Below are 22212 nucleotides of genomic sequence, written 5' to 3'. Positions count from 1 at the left end.
CCCGGAGCATAGCCCCGCGCTGGGGCATCCGCAGGTTCAGGCGCGGCGCGCCTGCTCCACCCCCGGCAGCGCCGCCAGCTTGCCGAGCAGGCCGGCGAGCTGGCCGTAGTCGGCCACGCGCAGGCGCATGCGGATGCGCACGCCGTCGCGCTCCTCGTCGGTGCGCATGCTCAGCACATGCGCGTTCGCCTGCGCGATCACGTGGGTGACGTCCTTCAGCAGCCACTTGCGGTCGATCGCCGATACCACGACATCGACTTCGTAGCCGCCGCCGGGTTTGCCCCATTCCACCGGCAGCACGCGCTGCGGCTGCGCGCTGGCCAGACGCGCGAACGCGGCGCAGTCGGCGCGATGCACGGTGACGCCGCGCCCGCGCGTGAGGTAGCCGACGATCGGCTCGCCCGGGACCGGCTGGCAGCAGCGTGCGAGCTGCACCAGCAGATTGCCCACGCCCTCGACCGTGAAGTCGCTGCTGCGGCGCGGCGGCGCCCGGCGCGCGGGCCCGGGCGGCGCGGACGGCGGTTCGGGCGGACGCTCCAGCTCCAGCAGCGCGCGGCCGACCTGATGCGCGCCGAGGTCGCCGAGCGCGACCTGCACGTACAGCTCCTCGACGTCGGACAGATTGAAGCGCGGCAGCACCGGCGCCAGATCGGCGTGCAGCAGCCCGAGCCGGCGCAACTCGCGCTCCAGCATCTCGCGGCCCTCCTGCAGGTTGCGCGCGCGGTCGAGCTTGTGGAACCACGCCCGCACCTTTTCGCGCGAACGCGGGCTGGCGAGGAAGCCGTTGGCCGCGACCAGCCAGTCGCGGCGCGGCGCGGCGGTCTTGCCGGTGAGGATCTCGACGCGATCGCCGGTGCGCAGCTTGTGGTCGAGCGGCACGATGCGGCCGTCGACCTTGGCGCCGCGGCAGCGGTGACCGACCTCGGTGTGGATGTGGTAGGCGAAATCGAGCGGCGTCGCGCCCGCCGGCAGATCGACCACGTCGCCCTTCGGCGTCAGCGCGTAGACGCGATCCTCGACCAGCTCGGTGTCGAACTCGCCGGCCAACTCGCCTTCCTGCTGCGCTTCCAGCAACTGGCGCATCCACGCGATCTTGCGTTCGAAGGCGGCGTTGGGGCCGCCGCCTTCCTTGTACTTCCAGTGCGCCGCGACGCCGAGCTCGGCCTGGCGGTGCATCTCGTGGGTGCGGATCTGCACTTCCAGCGTCTTGCCTTCCGGACCGACCACGGCGGTGTGCAGCGAGCGGTAGTCGTTGCGCTTGGGACGGGCGATGTAGTCGTCGAATTCGCTCGGGATCGGCACCCAGGTCGCATGCACCACGCCGAGCGCGGCGTAGCAGTCGGCGACGGTGTCGACCAGCACGCGCACCGCGCGCAGGTCGTACAGCTCGCCGATCGGCACGTTCTTGCGCTGCATCTTCTTCCAGATGCTGAAGATGTGCTTCGGCCGGCCGGCGACCTCGGCGCGCAGGCCCTGCGCCGCCAGCGCCTCGCGCAGGGTGCGCTTGACGTCCTCGATGTAGCGCTCGCGGTCGGCGCGCTTCTCGTCGAGCAGGCGCGCGATGCGGTGGTAGGTGTCCGGTTCGAGATGGCGGAACGCGAGATCCTCGAGCTCCCACTTCAACTGCCAGATGCCGAGCCGGTTGGCGAGTGGCGCGTGGATGTCGCGGGTGAGCGCGGCCAGCGCACGGCGCTCGGCCTCCGGCAGCCGTGCGGCGTGGCGCATGCGCGCGAGCTGGCGCGCCAGCAGGATCGGCACCACGCGCAGGTCGCGCACGATCGACAGCAGCAGGCGGCGCAACCCTTCGCTGCGCGTGCGGCCGCCCTGCTCGCTGTACAGCGACCACACCTGCTCGGCCGAGCGCTGGCCCTCCAGCAGCGGCACCAGCGAGGGCTGCTCGCGCTCGATCCCGGCGCATTGCGACGCGAGCGCCGGGCAGGCATGCAGCACGGCCGCGGCCACGGTGTCGGCATCGGCCTCCAGCCGCGAGAGCGCCTCCAGCGTGTCGCCGAGCACGTCCGGGATCTCGCCCGATCCGGCCAGCGCCGCCTCCAGCGCCATCCCGCCGCACGCGCGCAGCACCGCCGGCACCGCAAGCCCGTGGCGGGCCAGCAGGGCGGCGAGATCCATCGGCGGCAGCGGCGCGGGGGCGCTCATCGCGAACGCGGGCGGAAGCGGGAATCGGGAATCGGGCTTGGGTCTACACTAGCGGCGGACCCTCCGGAGGAACAGCCTATGCGTCATGCCGTCGTGTTCCGGTCGAGCGCCCTGCTGCTCGCGCTCGCGCTCGCCTGCCCGCTCGCGTTCGCCCAGCAGCGCATCGAGCAGGAAATGACGCCCGAGCAGTTCAAGGCGGCCGGGCTGGACAAGCTGAGCGCGGAGGAACTGGCGAACCTCAACGCGTGGCTCAATCGCACGGTCGAGACCGAATCCGCGCGGGCCGCCGAGCGCGCCGAGGAGAAGGTCAAGAGCGAGGCGCGCGGCTTCTTCAACTTCGGCTCCACCGAGCCGATCGTCAGCCAGCTTCAGGGCGAGTTCCGCGGGTTCGGGCGCGGCCGCCGCTTCGTGCTCGCGAACGGCCAGGAGTGGGAGCAGACCGACGACGCCTCGCTGGCGGGCGTGCGCCTGGACGCCCCGAAGGTGCGGATCACGCCCGCGATCCTCGGCAACACGTGGTATCTCGCGGTCGAGGGCTACAACACCCGCGCCCGCGTGGTGCGCGTCAAGTGACGGAGAAGAGCATGCACTCCCGGCTCCTTGTCCTGGGCGCGTCGCTTGCGCTCGCGCTGCCGGCGCACGCCGCGCCGCCCGCGTACGTACCGATCGAGCAGCGCCTCAGCGCCGAGCAGATGCGCGCCACCGGCCTGGACACGCTCGGCGCCGACCAGTTGCGGGCGCTCAACGCGATCCTCGCCAGCGAGCAGGCGTCGGTGGCGCGCCAGGTTGAGGACGACACCGTCCGCGAGCAGCAGCGCCGCGGCGGCCTGTTCGACCGCGACAGCCGCGAACCGATCCGCAGCGCCATCGTCGGATCGTTCCGCGGCTGGTCCTCGGGCGACGTGCTCCGGCTCGAGAACGGCCAGCGCTGGCGGGTGGTCGACACACCGCCGATGGCGATCCGCGGCTCGCTGGAGAATCCGAAGGTCACCATCGCGCCGGGGTTCATGGGCGCGTGGTACCTGCAGGTCGACGGCCACAGCCCGAAGGCGAAGGTGAAGCCGGTCGAGTGAGGCGCCGGCCTTCGCGGCCACCGGCGTCCCGACCCGGGCAGGGTGAGGGGCCGCAGGAGCGGCTACAGGCGCGGCCCCTCGCCTCGTCGCCGGTCGTGGTCGCGGCTGAAGCCGCTCCTACGCCCGCCGCGGCACCCCCTCGCGCAGCGCGGCCAGACGCTGCGCAAGCTTCTTCGGCGACACGCCGCCCTTCGCGCCCAGTTCCTGCGCGAACAGCGAGACGCGCAGTTCCTCGAGATCCCAGCGCAGCGCCTGCCACTCGGGCGCGCGCGCCTCGCCCTGCTCCGCCGCCTGCGCGAGCGCATCGGCGAACGGCTTGAGTTCCAGCATCCGAGTCTGGTCGCGCAGCGGGTCGCGCTGCGCGCGCTCGGCGCGCAGCGACAGCGCGCGCAGCCAGCGCGGGTATTCGCGCAGCGCCTCGGCCGGCGTGTCGCGCAGGAAGCCGGGCGGCGTCAGCGCGGCGAGATGCGCGCGCATGTCGTCGAGGTTGCCGCTGGCCCAGCCCATCAGCTTCGACTCCAGCTTCGCGCGCACTTCGGCGACCAGCGCGAGGATCGCCTCGGCCTGCTTCAGCCGCTCCATCGCCTCCGGGAACAGTTGCCGGCCCACCTCCTCGCGTTTGGCGGCGAACGCCTGCGGATCGCGGATCGCCTCCAGCCCCTCGGCGCTGAGCGCGGCGAACGCGCCATCGACCAGATCGGCGCGCAGGCGGTCGGCCTCGCCCTTGGCGCCCTGCGTCGCCAGCTTCTCCAGCCGGCGCGGCGCGGCCGACTCGATCTGCGCGTACAGCAGCCCGAGCCTGGGCGACACCGGCAACTGCTTGCGCGCCTGTTTCAACCGATCGGCGAGCGCCAGCACCAGCAGGCGCCGGACGCCGGCCGGATGCGCGGCTTCGGCGACGTCGCGTTCGGCATGCACCTGCAGCGACACGCTCTCGCCGTCGTCGTGCAGCGCGGGATACGCCGGCACGCCACCCGCGCCCGGCACGCTGACCGGAATCGGCTCGTCCGGGAATGCGGTCAATCCGCTGCGCGCCATGCGTCCTGCCGCCTTCTCCGCGAACGCCGCCGCCGCGCGCTCGCCGAAGCGGCGGCGCAACTCGTCGAGATCGCGCGACTCGGCCAGTACGGTGCGCCCGTCGCGGTCGAGCAGGCGCAGGTTGACGCGCAGGTGGGGCTCCAGCGCGGACTCGTCGAAGTCGCTCGCCGCGACCTCCGCGCCGGTCACCTTCCGCAGGAAGCGCGCCAGCGCGCCCGTCAGGCTGTCGGCCTCGGGTTTCGGGTGCGCCTCGAAGAACGCGCGCGCGAAATCCGGCGCCGGCACGAAGTTGCGCCGCAGCGCCTTCGGCAGCGACTTGATCAGCGCGGCGGCCTTGTCGGCGACGAACCCGGGCGCGAGCCACGACAGCCGCGCCGGGTCGAGCGCGTTGAGCAGATGCAGCGGCACCGCGACCGTCATGCCGTCGTCCGGCGCGCCCGGCTCGAAGCGGTAGCGCACCGCGAGCCGCACCTCGCCCAGCGGCAGGAACGGCGGGAACAGCTCGGCCTGCGCGGTGTCGCCGACCATCAGGTCCGCCTTCGACCACTCCAGCGCCTTCCTGCCCGCCTCGTCGAGGCCGCGGTACCACGCATCCAGCGCCTGCGCGTTGTGCACGTGCGGCGGCAGGCGGTCGAGGTACCACTGCGTCATCCAGTCGTCGTCGACGACGAGGCCCACGCGGCGCTGCTTGGCCTCCTCCTCGCGCGCGGCGGCGAGCGTGGCGAGGTTGCGCGGCAGGAACGCCGCGCGCGTGTTGATCTCGCCGGTCACCAGCGCGTCGCGCACGAAGATCTCGCGCGCTTCCTGCGGGAACAGCGCGCCGTAGTGGATCGGCTTCTTCGGCGCCAGCACCAGCCCGAACAGACTGATCTGCTCGCTGCCGACCACGCGCCCCTGCGAGCGCGACCAGTGCGGATCGTGCTGGCGGCGCGAGAGCAAATGCGGCACTTCCGCGATCACCCACTCCGGCTCGATCGCGGCGTTGGTCAGCGCCCATACCCGCTCGGTGTCGAGGATCGTCGCCGACAGCACCCACGGCGGCGGCTTCGACGCCAGCGGCGAGGCGGGAAACAACTGGAACTTGCGCCCGCGCGGGCCGTCGTACTGGTTGCGCTCGCTGCGCTGGCCGATCTGGGTGGGCAACCCGGCGATCAACGCACGATGGAGACGTGAGTAGGGCGGGTCTTGACCCGCCTTGCCGCCCGGTGTCGGGTCCTGACCCGCCGCCTTGCCGCCCGGTGTCGGGTCCTGACCCGCCGCCTTGCCGCCCGGTGGCGGGTCAAGACCCGCCCTACCGGTATCCCACTGCAGTTCCTCGCAGATCAGCTTGAGCTGCCGGTGCAGCTCGCGCCATTCGCGCATGCGCAGGAAGCCGAGGAAGCGCTTCTCGCACCAGTCGCGCAGCTTCGACTGCGTCATCGCCTCGTGCGCGGCCTGGTAGGCGTCCCACAGCTTCAGGATGCCGACGAACTCGCTCTTCGGGTCGCTGAATTCGGCATGCGCGGCATCGGCGGCGCCGCGCTTGTCGGCCGGGCGCTCGCGCGGGTCCTGGATGCCGAGGAACGCCGCGATCGCCAGCATCTCGCGCAGGCAGCCGTGGGCGTTGGCCGCGATCAGCATGCGCGCCAGCTTCACGTCCACCGGCAGCCGCGCCATCTGCCGGCCGATCGCGGTGAGCTTGCGCTCGCCGTCGACCGCGCCGAGCTCGGCGAGCTGCTGCCAGCCGTCGGCGATCGCGCGCGGATCGGGCGGTTCGAGGAACGGGAACGCCTCGATCCGGCCGAGGCCGAGCGACAGCATGCGCAGGATCACGCCGGCGAGCGCGGCGCGGCGGATTTCCGGGTCGGTGTACTGTGGCCGCGACAGGAAATCGGCCTCGCTGTAGAGCCGGTAGCACACGCCCTCGCTGATGCGGCCGCAACGGCCCTTGCGCTGGTCGGCGCTTGCCTGGCTCACCGGCTCGATGTGCAGGCGGTCGAGCTTGCCGCGCGGGCTGTAGCGCTTCACCCGCGCCAGGCCCGGATCGACCACGTAACGGATGCGCGGCACCGTCAGCGAGGTCTCGGCGACGTTGGTCGCCAGCACGATGCGCCGCTTCACGCCGGGGTTGAACACGCGGTCCTGGTCGCGCGCCGACAGCCGCGCGTACAGCGGCAGCACTTCGGTTTCGCGGTACTTGCGCCGTTCCAGCGCCTGGTGCGCGTCGCGGATCTCGCGCTCGCCGGGCAGGAAGATCAGCACGTCGCCGCGCGGGTCCTCGCGGGTGATCTCGTCGCAGGCGGCGACGATGCCTTCGAGCACCGTGCGCGCACCGTCGGCGTCGCCTTCGCCTTCGAGCGGCCGCCAGCGCACCTCGACCGGATAGCCGCGCCCTTCCACGCTCACCACCGGCGCGTTGCCGAAGTGTGCGGCGAAGCGCTCGGTGTCGATCGTCGCCGAGGTGATGACGAGCTTGAGGTCCGGCCGCCGCGCGATCAGTTGCTTGAGGTAGCCGAGCAGGAAATCGATGTTGAGGCTGCGCTCGTGCGCCTCGTCGATCACCAGCGTGTCGTAGGCCGACAGCCAGCGGTCGGACTGGATCTCGGCGAGCAGGATGCCGTCGGTCATGAACTTCACCGCGGTCTGCTCGCCGACGTTCTCGGTGAAGCGCACCTGGTAGCCGACCGCGCCGCCCAGCGGCACGCGCAGCTCCTCGGCGACGCGGCGCGCCACCGCGCGCGCGGCGATCCGCCGCGGCTGCGTGCAGCCGATCATGCCGGCCTGCCCGCGCCCGGCGGCGAGGCACAGCTTCGGCAGCTGCGTGGTCTTGCCCGAGCCGGTCTCCCCGGCGACGACGACCACCTGGTGCGCGCGGATCAGCTCGACGATGCGCTCGGCCTCGCGCGCGATCGGCAGGGACGGATCGACCGGCGCCTGCGGCAGCGACGCCGCGCGCGCCTCGCGCTGCGCCACCGATCTCGCCAGCGCCTGCGCGAACTGCTCCTGCGCCTTGGCGTCCTCCGGTGCGCGCGACCAGCGCGACCAGAGCCCGTAGAGGCGCCCACGGTCGCGGCTCAGCGCGCCGTCGATGGCGGCCCGGGCCTGGCGTAACGCGGCGCTCGCGATATCGTGTCTAGACTGCATCGCCATAGGACGGCCCTATCGGACCGTTCGGTTCTTTCGAATTCCCACCGGGTCGCAAGCGGCCTATTGTCGCCTGCAAACCCCTCAGCACGGAGAGAACGCCATGGCCAAGGTCAAGACCGGCAAGAACGCCAACCCCGAACGCGCCGCCAGCCTCGCCGCGGTGGGCGCGCCGGCGATCGACATCGGGCTGTCGGAGAAGGACCGCCGGACCATCGCCGAGGGGCTGTCGCGCGTGCTCGCCGACAGCTACACGCTGTACCTCAGGACGCACAACTTCCACTGGAACATCACCGGTCCGATGTTCAACACGCTGCACGTGATGTTCGAGCAGCAGTACACCGAGCAGTGGGGCGCGCTCGACGAGATCGCCGAACGCATCCGCGCGCTCGGTTCGAAAGCGCCGGGCTCGTACGCGGAGTTCGCGCGGCTGTCCTCGATCGCGGACGAGGGCGAGGTCGCCGACAACGCCGACTGGCGCGAGATGGTCCGCCAACTGGTGGTCGGCAACGAAGCGGTGTGCCGCACCGCGCGCAAGGTGCTGAAGACGGCCGACGACGCCGGCGACGACCCGACCGTCGACCTGCTGACCCAGCGCCTGCAGATCCACGAGAAGTACGCGTGGATGCTGCGTTCGCTGTTGCAGTGAGGCGGGAATCGGGAATCGGGAATCGGGAATCGGGAATCGGGAATCGGGAATCGGGAAGAGCGTACAGGGCACCGGCTACCGTCGCCCCGGCGAAGGCCGGGGCCCATTTGCTCAATGGCGATCGGGTAACAGCTCGAAATGGGGCCCGGCTCGCACGAGAACGCCGCGGCAAACTCCCACACACACCTGAACCTTTTCCGATCGGCATCGCCCGCCGCGCCCGCTAGACTGCGCACCCCCCAGCGCCCGCGCCGCTCACGCATGACCGACCGCGCCCTCGACCTGCTCCGCCGCGTGTTCGGCCATCCGGACTTCCGCGGCCCGCAGCGCGCGATCGTCGAGCACGTGGCCGCCGGCGGCGACGCGCTGGTGCTGATGCCCACCGGCGGCGGCAAGTCGCTGTGCTACCAGCTCCCGGCGCTGCTGCGCGACGGCTGCGGCGTGGTGGTCTCGCCGCTGATCGCGCTGATGCAGGACCAGGTGGAGGCGCTGCGCCAGCTCGGCGTGCGCGCGGCGTTCCTCAACTCCACGCTCGACGCGCAGACCGCGTTCGACACCGAGCGCGCGGTCCTCGCCAGCGAGCTCGACCTGCTCTACGTCGCCCCCGAGCGCCTGCTCACCGCGCGCTTTCTGTCGCTGCTCGACCGCGCGCGGGTGGCGCTGTTCGCGATCGACGAGGCGCACTGCGTCTCGCAGTGGGGCCACGACTTCCGCCCCGAATACCGCCAGCTCACCGTGCTGCACGAGCGCTGGCCCGACGTGCCGCGCATCGCGCTCACCGCCACCGCCGACGGCCCCACCCGCGAGGAGATCGCCGAGCGTCTCGGCCTGACCGAGGCGCGCCGCTTCGTCAGCTCGTTCGACCGCCCGAACATCCGCTACCGGGTCGTGCCCAAGCACAACGGCGTACGCCAGTTGCTCGACTTCCTCGACGAGCACCGCGGCGAGAGCGGCATCGTCTACGCGTTCTCGCGCCGGCGGGTGGAGGAAGTGGCCGCCGCGCTGGTCGAAGCCGGCCTCGACGCCGTGCCCTACCACGCCGGCATGGACGCGGCCACGCGCGCGGCCAACCAGCGCCGCTTCCTGCAGGACGATGGGGTGGTGGTGGTCGCCACCATCGCCTTCGGGATGGGCATCGACAAGCCGGACGTGCGCTTCGTCGCCCACATCGACCTGCCGAAGTCGGTCGAGGGCTACTACCAGGAAACCGGCCGCGCCGGGCGCGACGGCGGCCCCGCCGAGGCGTGGCTGTGCTTCGGGCTCGGCGACATGGTCGGCCTGCGGCAACTGATCGTGCAGGGCGAGGCGCCGGAGGAACGCAAGCGCGTGGAGCTGCAGAAGCTCGACGCCCTGCTCGGCTACTGCGAAACCACCGCCTGCCGCCGCCAGGCGCTGCTGCATTTCTTCGGCGAGCCGCACCCCGGCGGCTGCGGCAACTGCGACAACTGCCTGGAGCCGCCGCAGACCTGGGACGCCACCGAGGCCGCGCGCAAGGCGCTCTCGTGCGTGTACCGCACCGGCCAACGCTTCGGCGTCGGCCACCTGATCGACGTGCTGCGCGGCGAGCGCACCGGGAAGGTGCAGCAGTTCGGCCACGAGGCGCTCAGCACGTTCGGCATCGGCACCGACCTCGACCTGCGCCAATGGCGCGGCGTGTTCCGGCAACTGGTCGCGCTCGGCCTGCTCGACGTCGACCACGAACGCTACGGCGCGCTGCGCCTGACCGCCGCCGCCGCACCCGTGCTGCGCGGCGAACGCCCGCTGCGCCTGCGCGCCGAGCTCCGCCGCCCGCGCACCCGCCGCGACCGCGCCGGCCACGCCAACACGTTCCACCTCAGCGCCGAGGAACAGGCCCGCTTCGACGCCCTGCGCGCCTGGCGCGCCCGCCTCGCCCGCGAACAGAACGTGCCCGCCTACGTGATCTTCCACGACAGCACCCTGCACGCCATCGCCGAGGCCGACCCGCAATCCCGGCGCGAACTCGCCCGCATCCCCGGCATCGGCGGCAGCAAACTCGACCGCTACGGCGACGAGGTGCTGCAAGCGCTGGACGCGGTGCGCGTGTAAGCTCCCCGCCAGGCGCTGTACTTGCGCACCCGCAGCGGAGGGGCCGGATGGATCGCGACGTTGGCAGGTTTCCGATGGACGAGAACGGCGAGGTGCTCTGGCGCCTGGCCGCGCACGGCGACGACCTGTCGATCGCGCGCGACATCGACTTCAGTCTCGACTTCGACAACGAGCAGGCCGCCCTGGAGTGCGGCGTGTTCCTGTTCCGCAACGAGTTCAAGGTGCAACTGCAGCCACCGCTCGAGGACGAGCCGGGCTCGCCGTGGAGCGTGCAGGTGATCGCGTACATGGTGCCGAACCATGCCGAGATCACCCACCTCGAGGGTTATCTCAAGCAGGTCGCCGGGCACTTCGGCGGCGACTGTACGGGTTGGGGCTGCCTGCAGCAGACCGGCGGCGTTCCGGCGGCATAGCCCCCCGCCCGCGCGTCACGGCGCATGGAACGCCCCGCTACGACCGCGAGACGCGGGTTCGCCCGGATGCTGTTCGTGACAGGCCGGATCGTCTCGCTCGGGATCATCGGCGCATTCGTCCGCCCAAGGCCTGGATGCCTCGCCTCGTCATTCCCGCGAAAGCGGGAATCCATTTGCAGGCTGGGTCGCTCTCGCCTTTGCGCTCGTGGCGTATTGCTCGCTGCGGAAGTTCCCGGGCCTGCCGGGATGGCTTGGGGCCATTGGCTGGGTTGTCGTTGCAGGGCTGGTCTATCGGCACCCGTCCTTGCTGAAGCCTCGCGCCAAGGCGCATAGGCACGCCCCCCGCGTTACGTCGCTTCTCGCCCTCGCACTGGCCCTGATCGTGGCGAGTGTGGTGGTCTGGTCAGTGGAGCACTGACGGTTCCTCATACGCTGCGGGCGCGTGTGGACGGAAGACGCGTTTCGACGGCGCGGTGTTGCAGACGGACGTCCATGGATCCCCGCTTTCGCGGGGATGACGACAATGGGAACCGGGGCTTGGACCGAGTGGGGCTCGAACCGACGGCGAACCGGTTGAGCCAGCCTGCGAGACCGCTGATCGGGGTGGTGGGCCGTGCAGGATTCGAACCTACGACCAACGGGTTGAGCCCGCCTGCGAGACCGCTGATCGGGGTGGTGGGCCGTGCAGGATTCGAACCTACGACCAACGGGTTGAGCCAGCCTGCGAGACTGCTGATCGGGGTGGTGGGCCGTGCAGGATTCGAACCTACGACCAACGGGTTGAGCCAGCCTGCGAGACCGCTGATCGAAGTGGGGGGCCGTGCAGGATTCGAACCTACGACCAACGGGTTGAGCCCGCCTGCGAGACCGCTGATCGAAGTGGGGGGCCGTGTAGGATTCGAACCTACGACCAACGGGTTGAGCCAGCCTGCGAAACTGCTGATCGGGGTGGTGGGCCGTGTAGGATTCGAACCTACGACCAACTGGTTAAAAGCCAGCTGCTCTACCGACTGAGCTAACGGCCCGGACGCGTGCCGCCGCGTTGCGCGGCGGGGGCGGCATTCTAGCGCAGCGGGCGCGCCGCTGCAGACCGCTCAGGCGTAGCGCGTGGGATCGGGCACGCCGGCGGCGCGGAACCCTTCGGCGCGCAGGCGGCAGGCGTCGCAATGCCCGCAGGCGCGGCCTTCGCCGTCGGCCTGGTAGCAGGAGACGGTGAGCGCGAAGTCCACGCCCAGGCGCACGCCCTCGCGCACGATGTCGGCCTTGCCGAGGTACTGCAGCGGCGCGTGGATGCGCAGACCCGCGCCTTCGACGCCGGCCCGGGTGGCGAGGTTCGCCAGCCGCTCGAACGCGGCCACGAACTCGGGGCGGCAGTCGGGATAGCCCGAATAGTCCACCGCGTTGACGCCGCAGAAGATGTCGGCGGCGCCCAGCACCTCGGCCCAGCCGAGCGCGATCGACAGCATGATCGTGTTGCGCGCCGGCACGTAGGTGGCCGGGATCGGATCGGCCGGTTTCGCATCGGTGTCGAGCGGCACGGCGATCGCATCGTCGGTGAGTGCGGAACCGCCGATGGTGCGCAGGTCCACGTCGACGACCTTGTGCGCGACCGCCCCCATCGCCCGCGCCAGCCGCGCCGCGGCGTCCAGTTCGGACGTATGGCGCTGCCCGTAGCGCACGCTGAGCGCATGCACGGCGAAGCCCTGCTCGCGCGCGATCGCCAGCACCACCGCCGAATCCATGCCGCCGGAGACGAGGACGACGGCTTTGCGGCCGGGAATCGGGAATCGGACATCGGGAGTCGTCAAAGCGGCATTCTCGAACGTGTTGCAGCGGCCATTTTTCCCAAGCAGCGGATCTGGAGGAACCAGCCGAGCTCCGCCTCCTCGCGATTCCCGATTCCCGATTCCCGATTCCCGACTCCCGATTCCCGACTCCCGATTCCCGACTCCCGACTCCCGATTCCCGACTCCCGATTCCCGGCTCACCGCCCCGGCTCGTCGTTCCACAGCAGCTTGTGCAACTGGATCTGGAAGCGCACGGGCAGGCGGTCGGCGACGATCCAGTCGGCGAGCGCGGTGGGATCGACCTGGCCGAAGCTGGGCGAGAACAGCACCTCGCAGCGCTCGGGCAGGCGGTGTTCGGCGATCACTCGCTTCGCCCAGTCGTAGTCGGCGCGGCTGCAGATCACCAGCTTGACCTGGTCGCGCGCGGTGAGCAGCGCCAGGTTGCTCCACAGGTTGCGGTGCGCCTCGCCGGAATCGGGCGTCTTGATGTCGACCACGCGCGAAACGCGGAGATCGACCTCGGACACGTCGAGCGCGCCGGAGGTCTCCAGCGACACCTCGTAGCCGGCATCGCACAGCACGCCCAGCAGCTTGAGGCAGCGCTTCTGCGCGAGCGGCTCGCCGCCGGTGACGCAGACGTGGCGGACGCCGTGCTTGGCCACCTCGGCGAGGATGGCCTCGATCGTCCACCACGCGCCGCCGTGGAAAGCGTAGGCGGTGTCGCAGTACTGGCAGCGCAGCGGGCAGCCGGTCAGGCGCACGAACACGGTCGGCCACCCGGCCGCGCGGGCCTCGCCCTGCAGCGACAGGAAGATCTCGGTGAGCTTGAGCCGGTCCGCCGATGCGGCGGCCGCATCGACGGGCGCGACGGCATTCATCCGCGAAAGTCTAGCAAGGCGGGTCGTGCGGGTTGCTGAGCGGCGCTTCGTGCCCGCCCGCCAATGCTGAGCGTGTCGGGCCACGGGCGGGCCGACGCACGGCCGGGCGCGGCCTTCGACAGGCTCAGGGCGAGCCGGATGGCGCCGGCCGGGCCCGCCGGATCGACGGCGGCAGCCCGCCTCAGCGCACGCGCGCGAGCCGGATCGCGGCCAAGCGGTCGGCGGCGGTGCGCGCGGCGTCGGTGCCGGGGTAGCGCTCGGTCACCCGCTGCAAGGTCGCTTCGGCGGCGTCGAGCTGTTTCTGGCCGTACTGGGTCAGGCCGATCTTCAGCAGCGCGCCGGGGGCCTTGTCGTGGGTCGGGTAGCGGTCGATGAGGGCCTGGAACTGCGGCAGCGCCAGCTCGTAGTTCTGGGTGACGTAGTAGCTCTCGCCGAGCCAGTAGAGGGCGTTCGGCGCATAGACGCCGTTCGGATGTTGCGCCAGGAAGGCCTGGAACAGGCGCGCGGCGTCCGCGTAGCGGCCGGACTTCAAGGCGTCGAAGGCGGCTTCGTACGCTTCGCGCTCGCCCGCCGCGGTGGCGAGGCTGCCGCGGTCGCCGCGGACGGTCGGCGCACGCTCGGCCGGCGGCGGTTCGGGCAACGCGGCGCCGCTGCGGTCGGCGCCCGGTGCGACACCGGCGGGCGCGGCCGGCGCGCCGCCTTCCAGCCGGTTGAGGCGGCCGTCGACGTCGAGGTACTGCGCCTTCATCGACTCTTCGAGCTGCCGGTTCTGGTTCTGCAGCTCTTCGACCTGCGCGCGCAGGGCCTGCACCTCGCCGCGCAGTTGGGCGATCTGGTTGAGCAGTTCGACGTTGCCCTGCGAGGCGGCCATCCTCGCCTCCAGGGCGGCGACGCGATCGGCCAGGCTTGCGCGCTGGGCGGACGCGGGGGCGGCGACGGCCAGCAGCACGAGACAGGCGAACGGACGCAGGAATCGGGTCATGGCAGGGCGTCGCAGGAAGGAAACGGAAGGCACGCGGCGCGTGCCGCGGCCCTCCCGCCGTGGCGGGAGGGCGTCGGATGGGCCGCCGGCGCGGCCCGGGTCGGATCAGCGCGCGGTGTAGACGATTTCCACGCGACGGTTCTTCGCCCAGCACTCTTCGGTCGAATCGGTGCAGGTCGGGCGCTCCTCGCCGAAACTGCTCACCGTGATCTGGCCGCCGGAACCGCCGTTGGCCTGGATCGCCGAGGACACCGAGTTGCCGCGGCGCTCGCCGAGGCCGACGTTGTACTCGCGGCTGCCGCGCTCGTCGGCATGGCCTTCCAGCGTCATGCGCGAGGACGGACGGTCGCGCAGGTACTTGGCGTGGCAGGCGACGATGTTCTGGAACTCCGGACGCAGGGTGTCCTGGTCGAAGTCGAAGTACACCACGCGCTGGCGCAGGCAGGCGTCGCGGTCGAGGTCTTCGGGCGTGTAGATGCCGGTGGTCGCGGCGGGCGTGGTCTCGGTCGGCGTGGTGGTGGTCGGGCCGGTATCGGCCGGCGGGGTTTCCTTCACCTTCTTCGAGCATGCGACCGCGACCGTGCACAGCATGGCGGTGAGCAGCAAACGTGTCGTAGCGTTCATCGTCGTTCCTCGTCTATGAGCGTGTCACGGGGGTGGCCCGAAGGCCGGTACTGCGAAACTCAGCGCGGCTGGCGGAACGGGCCCCAGGCGGGCTCGCGCACGTCGCCTTCGGCCAGCACCAGCCGCTGGCGGACGCGGCCGTCGGCGGAGACGGCGTACAGCACGCCGCGTCGGCCCTCGCGGGCAGCGTAGAGCAGCATCATGCCGTTCGGCGCGAAGCTCGGCGATTCGTCCAGCGAACCGGGGGAGAGCGTGTCCCAGCGCGGGCTGCCCAGGCTGCTGTCCATCACGGCGATGCGGTAGGTGTTGCCGGCGCCCTGGGCGACGGCGAGCTTCCTGCCGTCCGGCGACAGGTCGGCGCTGGCGTTGTAGCTGCCCTGGAAGGTGACGCGCGTGGCCGCGCCGCCGCTGGCCGGCGCCTTGTAGATCTGCGGCCGGCCGCCGCGGTCGGAGGTGAAGTAGATCGTGCTGCCGTCCGCGCTCCAGGTCGGCTCGGTGTCGATCGCGAAGTGGTTGGTGATCTGGGTCAGCGCGCGGCTGCCGAGGTCCATCACGTAGATCTCGGGATTGCCGCTGCGCGAGAGCGTCAGCGCGAGGCGGCGCCCGTCCGGGGAGAACGCCGGGGCGCCGTTGATGCCGCGGAACCGGGCGATCAGCTCGCGCTTGCCGGTGGCGATCTCCTGCAGATAGATCGACGAATTGCCGCCCTCGAAGCTGACGTAGGCCAGCCGGCGCCCGTCGGGGCTCCAGGCGGGCGACAGCAGGGGCTCGCTGGAGCGGACGACCGTCTGCGGGTTGTAGCCGTCCGAGTCGGCCACCATCAGCGCGTAGCGGGTGGCGCGCCCGGTGCCGACCGCGGTGACGTAGGCGATGCGGGTGAAGAAGGCGCCGCGCACGCCGGTGATCTTTTCGTAGATGGCGTCGCTGATCTGGTGCGCCAGGTCGCGCAGCGCGCTGGCGCGCGCGGTCAGCGCGAAACCGAGCAGGCGCTGCTGCTTGGCGACGTCGAACAGCTCGTACTCGACGCGGTAGGCGCCCTCGCCGCCGTCGAGCACGCGGCCGACCACGATGTAGTCCTGGTTGAGCGCGCGCCAGGTGGCGTAGTTGATCTCCTCGCCGCGGGTCGGGCGCTCGGCCAGGCCCGCCGCCGGCAGGGCGCGGAACTGGCCGGACCGTTCGAGGTCGGCGCGCACGACGGCGGCGACGTCGGTTTCCGGCGCGGCGCCGGAGCCCTGGTACGGCATCGGCACGATCACGATCGGCAGCGCGGCCGCGTTGCCGCCGACGATGTCGATCTCGAGCCCACGCTGCTGCGCATGCGCCACCCACGGCAACAGCAGGGCCAGCAGTGCGGTCAGCCAGTAAAGCGGTCGGTTCATCGGCTCGTCCTGTTCAGCTTTCCGAATTGTAGGCACGGGACCGGTCAAGCCGGTCACAACGCTTCGTGAACGGCGGCCGTCACATGACGGACACTCGAACGCGATCCCGCGGACCGCCGCCCACGGTGCTCAGCGATCCTCGGCGCGGAAGTTCAGCGTCAGGTCGCGCTGGAACACCGGCTCGAAACCGGCGTAGGGAAGCGGCTGGGCCTTCAGCACCGCGGCCTCGATCGAGCGCCGGCCCTGTTCGTCGTAGCTGCACGGTTCGACCACGCGCACGTCGAGCACGCGCCCGCCGGGGATCTGGCGGATCTGCAGGCGGCACAGGGCGCCGAGCGGCACCGTTTCCGGGCGGATCCATTTGGAGGCGATCGCCGCCCGCAGCGCCTCGGCGTAGCGCGCCTGCAGGCCGTCGTCGCTGCCGCCGGCGCCGCTCGCCGCCTGGTCCGCGCGCGCCGCCTCCTCGGAGGCCGAACGCGCGCGCGCGTCGGCGAGCTGCTGCAGGCGCTGCTCGGCGAGCAGGCGCTCGCGCTGCGCCTTCTCGCGCTGGCGACGGATGTCCTCGAGCTGGCGCTGGCGCTCCAGCTCTTGCGGCGAGGGGCGGCGCGTGTTCTGCGCCTGCCGCTGGCGCTCGGTTTCGCTGAGGTCCACCTGCTCCTGCCGGCGCTTGGCCTCCTGCGGGCGGGTTTCGGTGGCCGGGCGCGGCGTGGGCCGATCGACCACCGCCTCCTGGTTGCGCTCGTCCGGCACCGGAATGAAGTCCTGCGCCTTCTTCTGCTGCGGCGCCGGCGCGTCCTCGGGGACCGGCTCCGGCAACGGCTGTGGCGGCGGAGCCGGCGCGGGCTCCGGCCGCCGGCCGAGGGTGCGGCGCATCGCCGGCGACAGCTCCGACACGTCGGCAAGCTCGGCCGAGATGGGCGAGCCCGCGGCGGCCAGCGCCTCGTGGCGGCTGGTCCAGCGCAGCCCGACCAGCAGGATCAGCGCCAGCAGCGCATGCAGCGACAGCGCCAGCGTGACGGCGACGATGTCGTCCTCGCGCGTGGCCTTCATCGGCCGCGGCCCTGCTCCGGGTTGCTCATCAGGCCGACCCGGTCGACCTCCGCTTCCTGCAGCACCTGCATCGCGTCGTAGACGCGCTGGTAGCTCGCCGTCGCATCGCCGGCGACGAACACCGGCAACTGCGGGTTCTGCGCGACCATCGCGCGGATCCGCGCGAGCAGCTCCTCGCGCGTGACCGCCTCGTTCCGGCCAGCCTCGACCGCGAGGAAGTAGTTGCCGTCGCGGTCGACGGTGACGATCACCGGGTCCTTCTTCTCCTGGATCGACTTGGCGTTGGACTGCGGCAGGTCGACGTCCACGCCGAGGTTCAGCAACGGCGCGGTCACCATGAAGATGATCAGCAGCACGAGCATGACGTCGATGTACGGCACGACGTTGATCTCGGCCTTGAGCTTGCGCTTGCGGTGGCGTCGCAGGGCGATGGTCATGGGGCGCTCCGGGAAACGTGCGAAGGACGGAAGCGGCGCGGGCGCGGCGCGCTCACGCCGCGGTCATTCCTCCGCATGCGCCTGGCGCTGCAGGATCGACGAGAACTCCTCGGAGAACGCTTCGTAGCGCACGGTCAGGCGCTCCACGCGGTTGGCGAACCGGTTGTACGCCCACACCGCGGGAATCGCCGCGAACAGGCCCATGGCGGTGGCGATCAGCGCCTCGGAGATGCCCGGCGCCACGGTGGCGATGGTCGCCTCCTTCATGTTCGCCAGCCCCTGGAACGACAGCATGATGCCCCAGACGGTGCCGAACAGGCCGACGTACGGGCTGATCGAGCCGACGTTGGCGAGGAACTCCAGGTTGTGTTCCAGCTCGTCCAGCTCGCGCGAGCCGGTCGCCCGCATCGCCCGCTGCGCGCCTTCCAGTTGCAGGCGGGCATCGCCGCCGCGGCGCTGGCGCAGGCGGTTGAACTCGCGGAAACCGGCCTCGAAGATCGCCTCCATGCCGGTGATGCTGCGATTGCGTTCGGCGGCGCCGGCGTAGAGCTTGGCCAGATCCACCCCCGACCAGAACCGCTCCTCGAACTGGTCGGCCTCGCGCTGCGCGCGATCGAGCACGCGCTTCTTGCGGATGATGATGACCCACGAGGCGATCGAGGCCAGCAGCAGCAGCGCCATCACCACCTGCACCGGCAGGCTCGCGTGCAGGATCAATTGCAGCACGTCGAATCCGCCGCCGCCGGCCGTGGTCGCGACCGTCGCGGCGCTTTCGGGCAGCTCCGCGGCCTGCGCGGCGGCCTGCTCCGGGAGGGGCTGGACGGTGGTGGCGAAAAGCACGGCGTGGGGCATTCGTTCTCTCCAGGCCCGATCGGGCGTGTTCGTTGGATTGTGCCGGCGCGGCGCGCTCAACCGGCGGACTCCTGCGCCTTCATCGCGTCGTACAGCGGCGCGGGCACCGGCCGCGGGCGGAACTCCGCCGCATCCAGCGCCGCCACGCGCACGGTGGCTTCGAGCAGCACGTCGCCGTCGCGCACGACCTGCTGCACGAACACCGCGCTGGCGCGGCGGCACTCGCGCAGGCGGACGGTGACGTGCAACGCGTCGTCCAGCCGCGCGGGCTTGCGGAAGTCGAGCTGCATCGAACGCACCGCGAACACGACATCGAGCTCGCGCCGCAACGCGTCCTGCCCGTAGCCCAGCGCGCGCATCCACTCGCTGCGCGCGCGCTCGAGGAATCCGAGGTAGCGCGCGTGGTACACCACGCCGCCGGCGTCGGTATCTTCCCAGTAGATGCGTAGGGGAAGGCTGAACATTGGGCTAAGGCGGGAATCGGGAATCGGGAATCGGGAATCGGGAATCGGGAATCGGGAATCGGGAATCGGGAATCGGACGAGCATAAGCCCCTGGTCGTCGTTCTCGAGAAAGCGGGAACCCCCGGGACATCGGACTCGTACGACGGCAGGGATCGCTCAGAACAATTCGCCCGCGCCGCGCCGCGGCTGCAGGCCGAGGTGGCGGTATGCCTTCGGCGTGGCCATGCGGCCGCGCGCGGTGCGCACCAGGAAGCCCTGCTGGATCAGGTACGGCTCGATCACGTCCTCGATCGTGCCGCGTTCCTCAGACAACGCGGCGGCGAGCGATTCCACGCCGACCGGGCCGCCATCGAACGCATCGATGATGGTCGACAGCAGGCGGCGGTCGAGCTCGTCGAAGCCTTCCGGATCGACCTTCAGCATCGCCATCGCATCCGCCGCGATCTGTGCGGTGATCACGCCGTCGCCCTTGACCTGGGCGTAGTCGCGCACGCGCCGCAGCAGGCGGTTGGCGATGCGCGGGGTGCCGCGCGCGCGGCGGGCGATCTCGCCGGCGCCTTCCGGCACGCAGGCGATGCCGAGGATCTGCGCCGAGCGCCGCACGATCTGCGTCAGCTCCTCGGCGCTATAGAACTCCAGCCGCTGCACGATGCCGAAGCGGTCGCGCAGCGGCGCGGTCAGCAGGCCGGCGCGGGTGGTGGCGCCGATCAGGGTGAACGGCGGCAGGTCGAGCTTGATCGAGCGCGCGGCCGGGCCCTCGCCGATCATGATGTCGATCTGGAAATCCTCCATCGCCGGATAGAGCACTTCCTCGACCATCGGCGAAAGGCGGTGGATCTCGTCGACGAACAGCACGTCGTGCGGCTGCAGGTTGGTCAGCAGCGCGGCGAGATCGCCCGCCTTCTCGATCACCGGCCCGGAGGTCTGGCGCAGGTTGACGCCGAGCTCGTTGGCGATCACATGCGACAGCGTGGTCTTGCCCAGCCCCGGCGGACCGAAGATCAGCACATGGTCCAGCGCCTCGCCGCGGCGCTTCGCCGCCTCGATGTAGATCTTCATCTGCTCGCGCACCGGCTGCTGGCCGAGGTACTCGTCCAGCCGTTTCGGGCGGATCGAGGCCTCCAGCAGTTCGTCTTCGCGGGTGGCGGCGGGCGCGATCAGGCGGTCGGTCATTGGACGGGAACGGGGAACGGGGAACGGAGGAAGAGCGTCGAGCGAGTCACCCTGCGGCACCGCCGCGGTGCATGCAAGTGTAGGCGCTCAAGCAAGCCGCACGTTCCCCGTTCCCCGTCCCCCGTTCCCGCCCCATCTCAGATCTCCACCTGCGCCCCCAGCTCGACCAGCCGGTTGCCGGGGATGCGGAAGAAGTTGGTGGCGGGCGCGGCGTTGCGGTGCATCAGCGCGAACAGCTTGTCGCGCCAGAACGGCATGCCGCGGTGTTTCGACGCCACCACGGTTTCGCGGCTGGCGAAGTAGGTGGTGTCCATCGGATCGAAATGGATGCCGCCCTGGTCGCAGCTTCGCATCAGTGCCAGCGGCACGTCCGGGGTTTCCATGAATCCGAACCGCACCAGCACGCGGTAGAAGTCGTTGCCGATCGACTCGATCTTCAGCCGTTTCTCCTTCGGCGCGTACGGCACGTTCAGCGTCTCCACGGTCAGGAACACGTTGCGCTCGTGCAGCACCTTGTTGTGCTTGAGGTTGTGCAGCAGCGCGTGCGGCACCACGCCCTTGTCGGCGGTGAGGAAGATCGCCGTGCCCGGCACGCGCGTGGGCGGCGCCAGCAGCAGTCCGGGCAGGAACGTGTCCAGATGGATGCCTTCCTTCTGGATCTCCTCGTGCAGCAACTGGCGGCCGCGCCGCCAGGTGCGCATCAGCGTGAACGCGGTGATGCCGATGAACAGCGGCACCCAGGCGCCGATGCCGCTGAACAGCTTGGCGCCGTTGGCGAACAGGAAGGCGCAGTCGATCAGGAAGAACAACGCGCACAGCGGCAGCACCCAGCGCCGCGCCTGCGGCCAGCGCGTGTAGGCCACGACCGCCAGCAGCAGGGTGTCGATCAGCATGGTGCCGGTGACCGACAGCCCGTAGGCGGTCGCCAGCGCGGTCGTGCTCTGGAACGCGAGCACCAGGATCACCACCGCGCCGAACAGCATCCAGTTGATCGACGGCACGTAGATCTGGCCGATGGTCTCGCGCGAGGTGTAGCGGATCGCCAGCCGCGGCAGGTAGCCGAGCTGGATCGCCTGCCGCGTCACCGAGAACGCGCCGGTGATCACCGCTTGCGACGCTACCGCCGCCGCGGTGGTGGCCAGCACCAGCATCGGCAACTGCGCCCAGCCGGGAATGGACATGTAGAACGGGTTGGCCACCGCGGACGGATCGCGCAGCAGGATCGCACCCTGGCCGTAGTAGTTCAGCACCAGCGCCGGCAGCACGAAACCGAACCAGCCCCAGCGGATCGGCGTCTTGCCGAAATGGCCGAGGTCGGCGTACAGCGCCTCGCCGCCGGTGACCGTCAGCACCACCGCCCCCAGGATCAGCACCGCGTGCCAACTGTGCGTGGCGAAGAAGTGCCAGGCCCAGTACGGGTTCATGGCCTTCAGCACGATCGGGTTGTGGGCGATGTTGTAGATGCCGAACACGGCCAGGACCACGAACCAGGCGATCATGATCGGCCCGAACGCCTTGCCGACCTTCGCCGTGCCGAAGCGCTGGAATGCGAACAGGCCGCCGAGGATCACCAGGCTGATCGGCACCACCCACTGCTTGAACAGCGGCGAGATCACCTCCAGACCCTCGACCGCGCCCAGCACGGTGATCGGCGGGGTGATCATGCCGTCGCCGAAGAACAGCGCCGCGCCGAAGATGCCGAGGATGCCGACCACGTAACTCAGCCGCGAACCCTTCTGCAGGCTGCGCTGGGCGAGCGCGGTCAGCGCCATGATGCCGCCCTCGCCCTCGTTGTCGGCGCGCATGATGACGATCACGTATTTCAGCGTGACCACCAGGATCAGCGACCAGAACCCGAGCGACAGCAGCCCCTTCACCGTGGCCGCATCGGGCGTCAGTCCGAAATGCGGGTGGAACATCTCCTTGATGGTGTACAGCGGGCTGGTGCCGATGTCGCCGAACACCACGCCGATCGCGCCCACCACCAGGCCGGCCAGACCGGCCTGCGCATGCCCGGGGCCGGAGTGCGCGCCGGAAGCGGAAACGGATGAGGATGAGCCCATGGC

At 70.9% G+C, this 22212-nt stretch carries 18 protein-coding genes and 1 tRNA gene; 5 read left to right on the top strand and 14 right to left on the bottom strand.

The window, feature by feature from the left end:
- Window positions 1-36 precede the first annotated feature (36 nt).
- Window positions 37-2157: a RelA/SpoT family protein gene (locus FQY64_RS06945; protein ID WP_146473266.1), complete on the bottom strand. Its 2121-nt coding sequence runs from the start codon at window positions 2155-2157 to the stop codon at window positions 37-39.
- A gap of 78 nt (window positions 2158-2235) precedes the next feature.
- Here FQY64_RS06945 and FQY64_RS06940 point away from each other — a divergent pair, with 78 nt between their 5' ends.
- On the top strand, window positions 2236-2730 hold the full coding sequence (locus FQY64_RS06940) for a hypothetical protein (protein WP_146473265.1): 495 nt from the start codon (window positions 2236-2238) through the stop codon (window positions 2728-2730).
- Between the two features lie 11 nt (window positions 2731-2741).
- Window positions 2742-3230 carry a hypothetical protein gene (locus FQY64_RS06935; RefSeq protein ID WP_146473263.1) on the top strand — a complete coding sequence of 163 codons (489 nt, stop codon included), beginning with the start codon at window positions 2742-2744 and terminating at the stop codon, window positions 3228-3230.
- Between the two features lie 117 nt (window positions 3231-3347).
- On the opposite strand, the gene hrpA is transcribed toward FQY64_RS06935, so the two are convergent.
- The gene (hrpA, locus tag FQY64_RS06930) at window positions 3348-7391 is read right to left on the bottom strand and encodes an ATP-dependent RNA helicase HrpA (protein ID WP_146473261.1); all 4044 of its coding nucleotides are present in this window, start codon (window positions 7389-7391) and stop codon (window positions 3348-3350) included.
- Window positions 7392-7494: 103 nt separating this feature from the next.
- Between hrpA and FQY64_RS06925 the strand changes: the two genes are divergently transcribed.
- The 3 genes from FQY64_RS06925 (at window position 7495) to FQY64_RS06915 (ending at window position 10520) form a co-directional block, all read left to right on the top strand.
- Entirely contained in the window at window positions 7495-8040 is a 546-nt protein-coding gene (locus FQY64_RS06925; protein WP_146473259.1) for a Dps family protein, read from the top strand.
- Window positions 8041-8301: 261 nt separating this feature from the next.
- The gene (gene recQ, locus FQY64_RS06920) at window positions 8302-10107 is read left to right on the top strand and encodes a DNA helicase RecQ (protein WP_146473257.1); all 1806 of its coding nucleotides are present in this window, start codon (window positions 8302-8304) and stop codon (window positions 10105-10107) included.
- 47 nt (window positions 10108-10154) lie between these two features.
- Complete coding sequence (locus FQY64_RS06915; RefSeq protein ID WP_146473255.1) at window positions 10155-10520, top strand: ribonuclease E inhibitor RraB; 366 nt, start codon at window positions 10155-10157, stop codon at window positions 10518-10520.
- A gap of 949 nt (window positions 10521-11469) precedes the next feature.
- Here FQY64_RS06915 and FQY64_RS06910 read toward each other — a convergent pair.
- The 12 genes from FQY64_RS06910 to FQY64_RS06855 form a co-directional block, all read right to left on the bottom strand.
- Window positions 11470-11545 (bottom strand) — tRNA-Lys (locus FQY64_RS06910).
- 69 nt (window positions 11546-11614) lie between these two features.
- The gene (gene queC / locus FQY64_RS06905) at window positions 11615-12301 is read right to left on the bottom strand and encodes a 7-cyano-7-deazaguanine synthase QueC (RefSeq protein ID WP_268245299.1); all 687 of its coding nucleotides are present in this window, start codon (window positions 12299-12301) and stop codon (window positions 11615-11617) included.
- A 203-nt stretch (window positions 12302-12504) separates the two neighbouring features.
- Window positions 12505-13185 (bottom strand): 7-carboxy-7-deazaguanine synthase QueE, encoded by a 681-nt coding sequence (gene queE, locus FQY64_RS06900; protein WP_146473253.1) that lies wholly within the window; start codon window positions 13183-13185, stop codon window positions 12505-12507.
- A 181-nt stretch (window positions 13186-13366) separates the two neighbouring features.
- Window positions 13367-14167 carry a tol-pal system protein YbgF gene (gene ybgF / locus FQY64_RS06895; RefSeq protein WP_146473251.1) on the bottom strand — a complete coding sequence of 267 codons (801 nt, stop codon included), beginning with the start codon at window positions 14165-14167 and terminating at the stop codon, window positions 13367-13369.
- Between the two features lie 105 nt (window positions 14168-14272).
- Window positions 14273-14791, bottom strand: coding sequence for a peptidoglycan-associated lipoprotein Pal (gene pal / locus FQY64_RS06890; RefSeq protein ID WP_146473249.1), 519 nt, complete (start codon window positions 14789-14791; stop codon window positions 14273-14275).
- A gap of 59 nt (window positions 14792-14850) precedes the next feature.
- On the bottom strand, window positions 14851-16170 hold the full coding sequence (tolB, locus tag FQY64_RS06885) for a Tol-Pal system beta propeller repeat protein TolB (RefSeq protein WP_146473247.1): 1320 nt from the start codon (window positions 16168-16170) through the stop codon (window positions 14851-14853).
- Between the two features lie 129 nt (window positions 16171-16299).
- A complete protein-coding gene (locus FQY64_RS06880) occupies window positions 16300-17220 on the bottom strand; it encodes a protein TolA (protein ID WP_146473245.1) in 921 nt (306 codons plus the stop codon).
- Window positions 17217-17657, bottom strand: a complete 441-nt coding sequence (gene tolR / locus FQY64_RS06875) for a protein TolR (protein WP_146473243.1) — start codon at window positions 17655-17657, stop codon at window positions 17217-17219. The genes FQY64_RS06880 and tolR overlap by 4 nt, the downstream gene beginning before the upstream one ends.
- Before the next feature lie 63 nt (window positions 17658-17720).
- Window positions 17721-18509, bottom strand: coding sequence for a protein TolQ (tolQ, locus tag FQY64_RS06870; RefSeq protein ID WP_146473241.1), 789 nt, complete (start codon window positions 18507-18509; stop codon window positions 17721-17723).
- Window positions 18510-18565: 56 nt separating this feature from the next.
- Entirely contained in the window at window positions 18566-18973 is a 408-nt protein-coding gene (gene ybgC, locus FQY64_RS06865; RefSeq protein WP_229814886.1) for a tol-pal system-associated acyl-CoA thioesterase, read from the bottom strand.
- A 156-nt stretch (window positions 18974-19129) separates the two neighbouring features.
- Window positions 19130-20146, bottom strand: a complete 1017-nt coding sequence (gene ruvB / locus FQY64_RS06860; RefSeq protein WP_146473237.1) for a Holliday junction branch migration DNA helicase RuvB — start codon at window positions 20144-20146, stop codon at window positions 19130-19132.
- 137 nt (window positions 20147-20283) lie between these two features.
- On the bottom strand, window positions 20284-22209 hold the full coding sequence (locus FQY64_RS06855) for a potassium transporter Kup (RefSeq protein WP_146473235.1): 1926 nt from the start codon (window positions 22207-22209) through the stop codon (window positions 20284-20286).
- Between the last annotated feature and the right edge of the window lie 3 nt (window positions 22210-22212).

Origin of the sequence: Vulcaniibacterium thermophilum, from assembly GCF_007923255.1 — a bacterium.
Classification (GTDB): Bacteria; Pseudomonadota; Gammaproteobacteria; order Xanthomonadales; family Xanthomonadaceae; genus Lysobacter_F; species Lysobacter_F thermophilum.
This window is presented reverse-complemented; position numbering and strand designations above follow the sequence as displayed.

Bases quoted from the DNA above. Each gene is read 5' to 3' on its own strand.
- FQY64_RS06945 (WP_146473266.1), bottom strand. From the start codon at position 2,157: ATGAGCGCCCCCGCGCCGCTGCCGCCGATGGATCTCGCCGCCCTGCTG.
- FQY64_RS06940 (WP_146473265.1), top strand. From the start codon at position 2,236: ATGCGTCATGCCGTCGTGTTCCGGTCGAGCGCCCTGCTGCTCGCGCTC.
- FQY64_RS06935 (WP_146473263.1), top strand. From the start codon at position 2,742: ATGCACTCCCGGCTCCTTGTCCTGGGCGCGTCGCTTGCGCTCGCGCTG.
- hrpA (WP_146473261.1), bottom strand. From the start codon at position 7,391: ATGCAGTCTAGACACGATATCGCGAGCGCCGCGTTACGCCAGGCCCGG.
- FQY64_RS06925 (WP_146473259.1), top strand. From the start codon at position 7,495: ATGGCCAAGGTCAAGACCGGCAAGAACGCCAACCCCGAACGCGCCGCC.
- recQ (WP_146473257.1), top strand. From the start codon at position 8,302: ATGACCGACCGCGCCCTCGACCTGCTCCGCCGCGTGTTCGGCCATCCG.
- FQY64_RS06915 (WP_146473255.1), top strand. From the start codon at position 10,155: ATGGATCGCGACGTTGGCAGGTTTCCGATGGACGAGAACGGCGAGGTG.
- queE (WP_146473253.1), bottom strand. From the start codon at position 13,185: ATGAATGCCGTCGCGCCCGTCGATGCGGCCGCCGCATCGGCGGACCGG.
- ybgF (WP_146473251.1), bottom strand. From the start codon at position 14,167: ATGACCCGATTCCTGCGTCCGTTCGCCTGTCTCGTGCTGCTGGCCGTC.
- pal (WP_146473249.1), bottom strand. From the start codon at position 14,791: ATGAACGCTACGACACGTTTGCTGCTCACCGCCATGCTGTGCACGGTC.
- tolB (WP_146473247.1), bottom strand. From the start codon at position 16,170: ATGAACCGACCGCTTTACTGGCTGACCGCACTGCTGGCCCTGCTGTTG.
- FQY64_RS06880 (WP_146473245.1), bottom strand. From the start codon at position 17,220: ATGAAGGCCACGCGCGAGGACGACATCGTCGCCGTCACGCTGGCGCTG.
- tolR (WP_146473243.1), bottom strand. From the start codon at position 17,657: ATGACCATCGCCCTGCGACGCCACCGCAAGCGCAAGCTCAAGGCCGAG.
- tolQ (WP_146473241.1), bottom strand. From the start codon at position 18,509: ATGCCCCACGCCGTGCTTTTCGCCACCACCGTCCAGCCCCTCCCGGAG.
- ybgC (WP_229814886.1), bottom strand. From the start codon at position 18,973: ATGTTCAGCCTTCCCCTACGCATCTACTGGGAAGATACCGACGCCGGC.
- ruvB (WP_146473237.1), bottom strand. From the start codon at position 20,146: ATGACCGACCGCCTGATCGCGCCCGCCGCCACCCGCGAAGACGAACTG.
- FQY64_RS06855 (WP_146473235.1), bottom strand. From the start codon at position 22,209: ATGGGCTCATCCTCATCCGTTTCCGCTTCCGGCGCGCACTCCGGCCCC.